The organism is Bacillus sp. PSXD-155 (assembly GCF_049310765.1).
Lineage (GTDB): Bacteria > Bacillota > Bacilli > Bacillales > Bacillaceae_G > Bacillus_A > Bacillus_A cereus.
Window position 1 is genome coordinate 1 of the sequence record NZ_JBMOWC010000094.1, and the last position, 10,518, is coordinate 10,518.

The window sequence follows — 10,518 nt, forward strand, 5'->3', positions numbered from 1 at the left end:
TTTATTCTTAAGTATAATGTCAATAGTTGATTTGAAATAACCGAAGAAATAAAATCTTTGTTAATGGACAATCACATAATTTTAGGTATAGTAGGTTTATAATTTAGACTATAAAAATTAATGTATCTTTTATTATTTTAACCAAGAAGACTCCCTCCATAAGGAACTCACAGCAAGTATGGGTAAGTGGGAGTAGTTCAAAGCATGCAATATTGTTTGATTTGGCTAATACATAGATTTCTCATCTCAGAACTGGTGTAAGAATTATAATGTTTATACCATTCTATTGTATTTTCTAAAGTCTGTTGTAGGGACCATTTTGGCTGCCAATTAAGATTGAATTTTGCTTTGCTAATGTCAAGGTTTAGTAAATTTGCTTCATGAAAATTTATTGGACCTATATTTTCTGCTGTCCAATCCCCGCAGCCCCAAATATCTAGTAAACCGGTCACTAATTTTTCTACTGAAACAATATTGCTTAGGGATGGCCCGAAGTTCCATGCCCCTGAATAAAGGATACCATTATTTATAATTTTTTCTGTAAGGAGTAAATACCCGCTTAAGGGTTCTAGTACATGTTGCCAGGGTCTAATAGCAGTAGGGTTTCTAATAATAATCTTTTTGTTTGATTCTAATGCTCGTATACAATCAGGAATAATTCTATCTATTGACCAATCACCACCACCAATTACATTACCAGCTCGAACGCTTGCAATTATTTTCTTGTGGTGAGAAAATTTTTCTTCTGAAAAGTAAGAATTACGATAGGAAGAAATTAAAAGTTCGCAGCATCCTTTACTTGAGCTATATATGTCATGGCCGCCCATAGGGTCAATTTCACGATAACCCCAAGGCCATTCTTTATTTTCATAGCACTTGTCACTTGTCACCATAATTCCTATTTTAGCTGATTCATGTAATCGAATTGCCTCTAGTACATTCATAGTTCCTACAACGTTTACCTCGTATGTTTCTCTAGGATATTCATATGAATACTTAACTAGAGGTTGGGCAGCTAAATGGAATACAATTTCAGGTTTATAATCTGTAAAAACCTTATTTAATTTATTAAAATCTCTAATGTCTCCACGAATATCAATTATATTATTTTGAAGGTTAGTAATGTTAAAGTTATCATTTTTATTTTTAGGATCTAATGAATATCCGATTACAGTAGCACCTAATTCATTCAACCATAGGGATAACCAAGAACCTTTAAAACCAGTATGTCCAGTAATTAAAATTGTTTTTCCGTAAAAAGCATTATTAAAGTTTTGGTTTAACAATTAGTCCACCTCCTTTAGTACCCTATTTTTAGGGAGTTAGGTATAAATGTTTATTATTTTTATACCAATTAACAGTTTTTATAATTCCTTCTTCAATATTAATTCTAGGTTCCCAGGAAAGAGATTTTCTTATTTTTTGCACATCTGCTTCAGGAACCCATCTTTCATTTGTTCTAGAGGAAATTGCACCGTAATTTGGTCTGGAATTGGTTTTCAAATGTTTAAATAATAATTCTACATAATGTTTCAAGGGGTGAATAGTGCCGCTCCCAATATTAAAGATTTCATTTTGTACAGTAGTATTTTCTACTGCTAGGATACAGGCATCTATTACATTTTCTATATAACAATAATCTCTTAATTGATTACATAAAGTTAAATTTACATCTTTGTTTTGTAATACTTGCAAGATTATATAGCTAAAAATTTTATGCGGCTCTTCGCCTTCTCCGAATATGCCAAAAGGTCTTAATGTTATAAGATTAATATTGTTTTCGCTAGCAATTTGATGGGCGAGTATAGTAGCAGCAGCTTTGGTACTTCCATAGATATCCACAGGAGTTAGTAACATATTTTCATGAATAGGTTCCATCTTGTTACCGTATTCAGAACTACTCCCAAAATTGATGATTTTTTTACAATTCACCAATTTTGCTGCTTGAATAATGTTACAAGTCCCTATAACATTTGTTTCTATAGCATGGATGTAATCTGTATGGGCAGAATTTACACCATAGGCTGCCAGGTGAAAGATATAATCGGGATTAATTTTCTTTATTGCATCTTGTACTTGTTTTTTATCTCGTATATCTATTTCATAGGTTTCAATATATTTTAGAATATCCTTTAGTCTCCAAGAGTTTGATGGTGTTCTTATGAAAAGAACAATTTTTGCTTGTAAATTTAAAAGTCTTCGTGCCAAGTGAGAACCAATAAAACCGTATCCACCAGTAATAAGGAAAGTTTTATTTTTAAATGAAGCAATCATAGTGATAATCTATCCTTTATTAAGATGTATTTTTAGTTGCTGAAATAAATAGATTTATTTTTAAATAAGGAAAGTATCAGTCTTAATTGTGATGAGGGGAGGGGTATTTAAAATAATTTTTTATTGTTGCTGTATCAATTTTGTCAGCAAATAAAGAGGAGGGAGATTTTTGAAAAGTATTATGAAGGGTATGACATGTCTTGTTCAATTGTTCAATATAAGGAATGTATATATAATCTAAAACTGCTGGAGGTAATTCTAAAGTTTCTTGTTTCCATAAATCGAACTCGTTTGGATTAATAATTTGCATACTTCCAAAATGAAAAGCTATTAATTCATCTTGATCAATAAAAACTTTATTATCTGTTTTGGATATAGAACTGCTATTTAAAATGACATTCCAAGGTGCTGCATCAATACCTTTATGAGTCATGATTTTTATATTAGAAAAGATGTTAGGAATGTGATTTAAATATTTTTGGTCACCCCATCTATTCATTTCAACATCATAATGATTATTACAATATTCTAGGCATTTATCTTTCCACCATGTTAAAATTTCTTTACTATTTTGATCGTTTTTGAAGCCTACTAAACCAGCTTGGTATATACCGTGTATGCTTTCAATTGCAGTAGAACTTCTTTGAGGGCAAAGGAATACAGAATATTTCCACCACTCATCAAGAATGATATTAGGTGCTGTAAAGAAATACATATCAGCATCACAATATATAATGTGATCAACTTCCGGATAAAGACTAAGGACATGTAGACATAGGGGCGCTTTTAATGTCCAACAATATTCTTGTAAACTTCTATCATTTTTTATACTGAGGAGTTCATGATTTTCAATTTCTTTTACCGGAATTAGTATGGCGTGCTTTAATTTTAATTTCTCTAATATTTGATAAGTTAAATCATCCATACAACAGATCCATACAGTAAATTTAGCGTTGAAATTTTCTAAGGAATAATAAGAGGTCAATCCTTGAATTAATCGTTCTTTACTTATAATCATGGAAAAGTTCATAAAATGATTGGATTGATTCATTTTTCTTCTTAATTGTGAATCTTTATATAAAGTTTGAGCTTTATTTATATCTTTTTTACTTAAAAATTGTTTAGTATCTTTATTGAATTTATCCTTTAATTGCTTTAAAACAAATTGAATTCTCTCTAAATACGGAGTGTAAATATGGTTTAATATATTATTGGGTATTGAAATTTCTCCCAAAGACCAAAGATCAAAATCATTTTCAGTAAAGATAGTAATACATGCAAAATGGTAAACAACTAGTTTGTCGTTTTCAATAAATATATCGTTTTTAGTCTTGTCAATTTTATAATCGTTATTATATATACAGTTCCAAGGCGCAGCATTTATACCTAAGTTATTTGAAATTTTTACTTTTGGAAAATATATAGGGATATAATCTAAATACTTTTGGTCTCCAAATTTCCCCTCCTCAGCCTCGGCACTGCACCAATCTATACATTTATTTTTCCACCATCTTACACTTTTTAGTCCATAGAGATCATTCTTAAATCCAATTAGACCAGCCTGATATTTTCCATACATTTTTTCTACCCAATCACGATCTCTTTGGGGGGTTAGGAAAATAGAATGGTCACCCCATTCCTCAAAAATAATATTAGGGTCAGAGAAAAAGCATAAATCACCATCACAATATAGAATAGATGGTAAATCATAATTGACCAATAAATATTCTATCAAGACAGATTTTAAAGTCCAACAATATTCATTTACTTTTCTTTTTCTCTTTATTGCTTTTAGTTCACGATCTTCTAATTCTTCAACTTGTAAAAGGTTTACATTAATTAAACTCATTTCTTTTAATAGTGAATATGCAAAAGGATCTATACAACAAATCCACAATGTGAATTTTTCTGAGTACTGCATTAATGATTGCTGTAAAGCAATAATTTTCAAGACATACTCACTACCTACAATGACGCAGAAATGATTATTTAGAGCATGTTGTTGATTATAGAATTGGGGATTAATTCTTTTTTGAGTATTTTTTTTGGAGAGATTTGAAGCTTTAATTCCTGTTGAAAGCGGGTTAACTATTTTCTCATTAGAGGGGATATACAATCGAGGTAAACTTATTTTTTTATCATTAGAGTTCAATGCTTATTCAGTCCTCTCCACTAAAATTTATTTGGATTCCAACTTTCATTTACAGTTTTTAAATCTTTAGGTGTATCGACACTAGCCCAAAAGTCATTGTGTTCATAGACTGCGAGCTCATTGTCTTTTATTAAATTTCGAAGAGGGTCTTCTTCTAGAACACAATCATCATTATTACTTAAATAATCGAATATTTCTTTGTTAAATACAAAAAAACCGCCATTAATTACTTCATCAAGTAATGGTTTTTCTTTAAAATCAATAGCAATTCCATCTTCCACCGCCAATAGGCCGTATTGACTATTTTTTTTAATTCCAGTTAATGTAGCAATTTTTCCTTTTTCTTTATGGAATGCTATTAGTTGATTAATATCTATATTGGCTAATCCGTCACCATAAGTTAATAAAAAGGTTTCACCCTGTACAAAGGATTCAAGTTTTTTTAGTCTTGCCCCGGTCATTGTATCAATTCCTGTATCTATAAAGTGTATATTCCAATTTTCTAATTCCTGAAGTAGCGTATATTGACTGGTTTTAAAATTCAAACTAAAGTCATTCTCTTTCCAGCTAAAGTCCATAAAATATTCTTTAATTTTCTCACCTTTATATCCTAAGGGTAAAATGAAATCAGAATGTCCATATTTTCTATACCAATTCATTATATGCAAGAGGAGAGGCTTTCCTTGAACTCGAACTAATGGTTTGGGAATGTCCTCTAAAATTCCTTGCATCCGAAGCCCTTTTCCGCCACACAAAATTATGACTTTCATAGATTTATTTCCTTCCTCTCTATATATTTTACTAATTTAAACTATGTAGTTTGTTTGATAAATGTATACACGGTTGTACCATAATGACAATCAACTAAAAAATATATGTTAGATTTATAATTCAAATGCTGATTAAACGTGAAGAATACGCACTGTAGTTTATTCTCAATCTTATGTAAATTAGGTTATTTTAAAATCAATGCCTTATTTTATTTAATACTAATGAAAGAAATTGCTTGTTTATAAGATAAAAGAAGGGGAGGGGAATCAAGGGAATTGAAGAAGCTTATAATGAAAAATCTAAGAAGGAAATTAACTATTTAGAGGAAAAGTGAACAAATATTAAATTGTAGATTTTACAAATTTAAAAAAGAGCACCGTATAAAGGTGCTCTAGTGATGGAATCAATTTTGTAAAGAACCATTTATTCAATAAAGAAGGACTTATGAATTATTATATGAACGGTTTATTAATTAAGTGTGTATCAATTAGATGGGAATTTTATTTCTCTACACCTATTTTAATTTACTGGCAAAATCATGTTAAAAGTAAAAAGAAAAGTATTAAGTTAATGTTATTTTATTTAAAATATAATCCCAATCGGAATCATCACCTTCCCATCTATCCTGATAACGTGGGAGTTCAATTGAACAAACCCTTGATATTCCCCAATTTTGTTCAACGATATTAGATATATCCTCCTTAAAATTGACAATAAGAATATTAAAATCTTTATTTGTAATTTTGGATAATACGTTTTTAAATTCAATCGCTTCATCTCGATTTCCCCAAATCCTAATGAATAAAATCGATTCACTACTATTTATTTTTTCAAGGAATCGATTAATTCTAGTGTCTAATTTAGCTTTAAAAGAAGGATAAGTTGATTTCCAATCCTTTTCTGAGTCAATAGGAAAGTCATGCATTGAAAAACAATTATAATAAGTGTCCTTTATACAATAGGTAATTCGTTCTGCCCATTTAGTTTGATTATCAAATTCTGATTCAATAAGACCGTAACTTTCTGAACCTTCTATGACCATATTTTCCAACTTCATAAATTTTTCAAATCGATTTTTAAGTAATCTGTTTACATCTGAAAGTGATGGATAATAAAACCAATCTAAAGGTCCAGAAAATGTTCTTAAATGGTGCCTTTTGATTTGGTTAGTGACTTGACACAATCCTCCTAAACTTACAATTACGCCATAGGATTTTTGTATATCATCTAGGTTCATCCTCATCATCCTTTTTAAAAGTAATTTAAATTATCTATTCAGTATATGATGCAATAACATATTGATGTGGACATATATATCAAAGTACATAGAACTAAGACAATGGTATAAATTTGAAAAGTCAAAATCCCTAAGTTAAGGGATTATATCTTTAATGTTATATCATTGAGTTGCTATTGGGATGAAAGCTGGTAGGGATTATACTCTCCAGTAACTAAAATTAGAAACTAGTCCTTGATTACTACAGTAAAATTGTTGTACTTTTAAAAGAATCCTTAGATAAAAAAATCTATTGGTTAGCATTTAACCAGTAGATTTTTCTTTGAGTTATTATCTTTTACATAATAATTATAGAAGATGGAAAATTCCACTTAGAAATAATTTTAAGCAGAAGAATAGACTAGTCTAATTTCTAATGGTCCCAGTATCTTTTATTTTGACGTGTGTCTTTACATTTATTTTAGCCTCTGCTAACGCTTGCAACCAATCTCCTTTTACTTTTTTCCACTCTTTATATTGAAATGCTCTAGCATATAGGGATAATCCGATTGGATCAATTTTATTCTGCTGTATTTCATACAACATATTTTGTAAATTATTATTAATTTCTTTTTGAATGGCACTTTTTAAATTATTTATATTTTTTTTATTATCATAGTGCCCCTTAATTAAATTCGCATTGGTTTTTTCTATTAAAGCTACATTAGCATATATATCGAGATTAAATACAAACTTTCCGTTTTGAAAATTAACAACTACCTTTCTTGTCGCGTTCTGTACGAAGATAGAAGTGTTTGTTTTTTTGTTGGACTTTTTAGGAGGAAGGGCAAGGTGTAGTATCATTCGCCCGCTACTTTTTTGCTTATTTATAAGATTGAAAAATTTAACATCTTTTTTAGGGATATGAGTTAAATATTTCCCTTTTCGATTTAAAAATGCAATTCCTACTGTGTCGATTTCATTCTTTGTTTTTTTGATAATTGGAACAGCTTGCGTCATTCCTTCTTCATTTTGTTCTCTCATTAATTGTTGAATTGTAGAAGAGACGGATTGGTTATTTTGAATTGACGATTCGATTACACCATTTATATAAGATGAAAGTGATGGTTTACTAGGCTTATGAATTTTGAAAATTTCTTCTGCAGGTCCATCTACAAGTACTACTTTAGCATTAATGGTAGCGTAAGGGTCACGGTAAGAAGAATCAAGCTCCTGCAACCAATTAGCTTCTTGCGCTAATTTTTTCCCAATTAAAATGATTTCAGCTTTGGAAGCTGTCATAAAGCCCGTTAACTTCGTATCTATCTTACTGAATCCAGTATATACAGTTGATGCTTGTGTCCAATGTTCTATAGTACTTTTTTGTTGTTTATGATGAAAGAGTGGTATGCTTGTTCCAACTTTTATATCTCCATTAGGGGTTCTATCCAAGCCGATTAACAGGATTAATGAAACCTTCTCAAGAGGAATTCTCTGACTACAACCAATTATATATACACAACAAATTACAATCCATATCCATTTTCGAATCAAAGTTGTTTCCTCCTAGTAATCCAAGTAAAAAGAATACTGTAAGCGAAAAATAAGATTGGTAATAGAATAAAGAAAACGACATTTAAGATATCCATAAGAGAATATATAAACAAATATTGATCCACATCGGGATTTAGGAAGATAAATAGGCTAACTATAAATAACATAAAAGCAAGCAGCGCCCAATTGCGGGCGTTTTTTTGAAGTGAAATGGTCACAGATTCAAAACTGAAAAATAAATACGGATATATCGTAGTGGAAAATACAATCAAATAGTAAGCGATATATATAATTTCTAATCGTTCCATGAAAGAAAAACGAACCCCTTTTAACAGATGAAATACTGGCCAGATTACGTCTTTTATCCCTTCTGGGCTAAAGTATATATAAGAAAGGATAGTAACATATAGATAGAAAAACATGGTTCCAGTATTCGCTATTAGTAGTCCTTTTATGGCTTTTTGTTTTTTTTGTAAGAATGGGTATATATAATATGCAATTTCTAGGCCAGCATAAGGAGTAATGGTTTCTTTTGTTGCCTTTACAATAGGGTATAATCCTTCTTTAAATATAGGTAGTAGGTGTAAAGGATTGTAGTTAGTCTTTAGTGAAAAAAGAAGAAATAGCGGCATCCAAGTAGTGAAGAAGAAAACAAGCATAGAATAACTAGTAAGAGCCCTTAACCCACTCAGGGCTAAAATAATAAAAGGTAATAGTAATAATATGGTGATTTGATAAGCAGGAGTGGAAGGGAATATCCACACTTTTACAATATCAGTTGCCTTTAATAAAGTATTAAATCCAGCAAAAAATAGATAAAAGGCATATGCAAGAAAAAGAATTGTCCCTATCCATTTACCAAAGTATGTTTTTAAGATTTGTGAGAAATTTTTGTTAGGATTTTTTTGTAACATTAATATAATAAATACACCGATTATAGAAGTAACTATCCATCCGAGAATGATCGAAATCCAGCCATCTGTACCAGCAGTAGTAGCAAGTGGGCTTGGCATAATTAACATACCAGATGCGAGTTGCAGCGAATGAATGAAAATAATAAATTCGAATAAAGTTACTTTTTGGAACTTAAGATTCCCCATGTTAACCACCTTCTTTTTTCTTTCTTTGTTTCGGCTGTCCTGTACTCGAGCGGGTGGTAATTATCGAAATAGGAAATCTTACAAAAGAATCTTTTAACTCTTGGAGACGAAATGGTGCGATTGGCATTCCGTATGGTGAACCATAGGAAGTTAGTGAAACAAAATGAGCAAATAAGAGCATTAATCCACTAACAATACCTACAATCCCATAAAAGTAAGCCAATAACATCATTGGAAAACGGATAAGGCGTATAGAACTTGATAAATCATAATTAGAAACAATAAATGAAGCAATGGCTGTAATAGATACGATAATAACCATAACGTTACTAACAAGACCAGCTTGAACAGCCGCCTGTCCAATTACAATCCCTCCAACGATTCCAATAGTTTGTCCAATTGGTTGTGGTAAGCGAATGCCAGCTTCACGTAGCATTTCTAGTGTAATTTCCATTATAAAAGCTTCTAATAAGGGGGAAAAAGGGACTTTGACTCTTGATGTTGCAATAGAAGTGTATAAGTCTATAGGAATAATTTCAAAGTGAAAAGAGACTATAGCAATATAAAATGCGGGTAAAAAAATAGCTATAATAAATCCTGCAAATCGTAATAAGCGAAAAAATGATGCGATGAGCCAATGAATATTATAGTCATCTGGGGTTTGAAAAAATCCAATCAAATTCATAGGAACAACCATTGCACCAGGGGATCTATCTATTAATACTGCTACTTTCCCATCAAGTATATGATTTGAAATGGCGTCTGGGCGCTCGCTTAAATAAGCCTGTGGAAAAGGAGTCCAATTTTGATCTTTTGTATAATTAGATAGCTCTCCAATACTTAATACCGCATCTGTTTTGATTTTACAGATTCTAGTTTCAATTTCTTGGACTACATCTGCGTTTGCTACATCACCTAAGTAAATTAAATAGACTAAAGAAGTGGCTCTTTCTCCAATCGTCAGCTTTTTGATTTTTAACTCTGTAGAAGGAATATATCGACGGATAAGACCTATATTTTTTGTGGCATTTTCAATAAATCCATCATGGGATCCTTTTATAGTAACTTCTGAAATTGGCTCTTGAATTGCTCTCTCTGCCCAGCCTTTTGTATTTATTAGAAGTGAACGCTTTTCTCCTTCTATAAACAGTACACATTGCCCCTCAAGTAATCCTTCTTTAATTTCATTCCATGTATATACTATTTTGGTATGAGTAGCAATAATATTAGAATTAAATATTTGACTGTCTTCATTTACTTCTTGTAATAATGGTGTAACAACATTGGTTTTTAATGCAACACCATCTGTAAGGCCTTCAAAATAATATAGTAAAATATTCGTGTTTGTTTTTAATTGCAAAGGATGTTCAATTAAATCTGCACTAATATCAAAGATATTATCTAGTGTATTTTTAAATTGTTTTAAGTTATTTGTTTGGATCCTTTCAATG

The 10,518-nt window shown here is 30.7% G+C and carries 8 protein-coding genes; all 8 read right to left on the minus strand.

What is annotated here, in order from left to right; all coding sequences use genetic code 11:
• Nucleotides 1-197: 197 nt before the first annotated feature.
• Nucleotides 198-1,286 carry a CDP-glucose 4,6-dehydratase gene (gene rfbG, locus ACO6VI_RS32150; protein ID WP_422425121.1) on the minus strand — a complete coding sequence of 363 codons (1,089 nt, stop codon included), beginning with the start codon at nucleotides 1,284-1,286 and terminating at the stop codon, nucleotides 198-200.
• A gap of 28 nt (nucleotides 1,287-1,314) precedes the next feature.
• Nucleotides 1,315-2,274, minus strand: a complete 960-nt coding sequence (locus ACO6VI_RS32155) for an NAD-dependent epimerase/dehydratase family protein (protein ID WP_161520208.1) — start codon at nucleotides 2,272-2,274, stop codon at nucleotides 1,315-1,317.
• 82 nt (nucleotides 2,275-2,356) lie between these two features.
• The gene (locus tag ACO6VI_RS32160; RefSeq protein ID WP_161520209.1) at nucleotides 2,357-4,426 is read right to left on the minus strand and encodes a glycosyl transferase; all 2,070 of its coding nucleotides are present in this window, start codon (nucleotides 4,424-4,426) and stop codon (nucleotides 2,357-2,359) included.
• A 20-nt stretch (nucleotides 4,427-4,446) separates the two neighbouring features.
• Nucleotides 4,447-5,196, minus strand: a complete 750-nt coding sequence (locus ACO6VI_RS32165; protein WP_161520210.1) for a sugar phosphate nucleotidyltransferase — start codon at nucleotides 5,194-5,196, stop codon at nucleotides 4,447-4,449.
• 563 nt (nucleotides 5,197-5,759) lie between these two features.
• Nucleotides 5,760-6,434 (minus strand): papain-like cysteine peptidase, encoded by a 675-nt coding sequence (locus ACO6VI_RS32170; protein ID WP_161520211.1) that lies wholly within the window; start codon nucleotides 6,432-6,434, stop codon nucleotides 5,760-5,762.
• Between the two features lie 405 nt (nucleotides 6,435-6,839).
• Complete coding sequence (locus ACO6VI_RS32175; RefSeq protein WP_161520212.1) at nucleotides 6,840-7,967, minus strand: Ger(x)C family spore germination protein; 1,128 nt, start codon at nucleotides 7,965-7,967, stop codon at nucleotides 6,840-6,842.
• Nucleotides 7,964-9,067 (minus strand): GerAB/ArcD/ProY family transporter, encoded by a 1,104-nt coding sequence (locus tag ACO6VI_RS32180; protein ID WP_161520213.1) that lies wholly within the window; start codon nucleotides 9,065-9,067, stop codon nucleotides 7,964-7,966. Before ACO6VI_RS32180 ends, ACO6VI_RS32175 begins: the two co-directional genes overlap by 4 nt.
• Nucleotide 9,068: 1 nt before the next feature.
• Nucleotides 9,069-10,517, minus strand: coding sequence for a spore germination protein (locus ACO6VI_RS32185; RefSeq protein WP_422425125.1), 1,449 nt, complete (start codon nucleotides 10,515-10,517; stop codon nucleotides 9,069-9,071).
• Between the last annotated feature and the right edge of the window lies 1 nt (nucleotide 10,518).

Bases quoted from the DNA above. Each gene is read 5' to 3' on its own strand.
- ACO6VI_RS32180 (WP_161520213.1), bottom strand. From the start codon at position 9,067: ATGGGGAATCTTAAGTTCCAAAAAGTAACTTTATTCGAATTTATTATT.
- ACO6VI_RS32155 (WP_161520208.1), bottom strand. From the start codon at position 2,274: ATGATTGCTTCATTTAAAAATAAAACTTTCCTTATTACTGGTGGATAC.
- ACO6VI_RS32165 (WP_161520210.1), bottom strand. From the start codon at position 5,196: ATGAAAGTCATAATTTTGTGTGGCGGAAAAGGGCTTCGGATGCAAGGA.
- ACO6VI_RS32170 (WP_161520211.1), bottom strand. From the start codon at position 6,434: ATGAACCTAGATGATATACAAAAATCCTATGGCGTAATTGTAAGTTTA.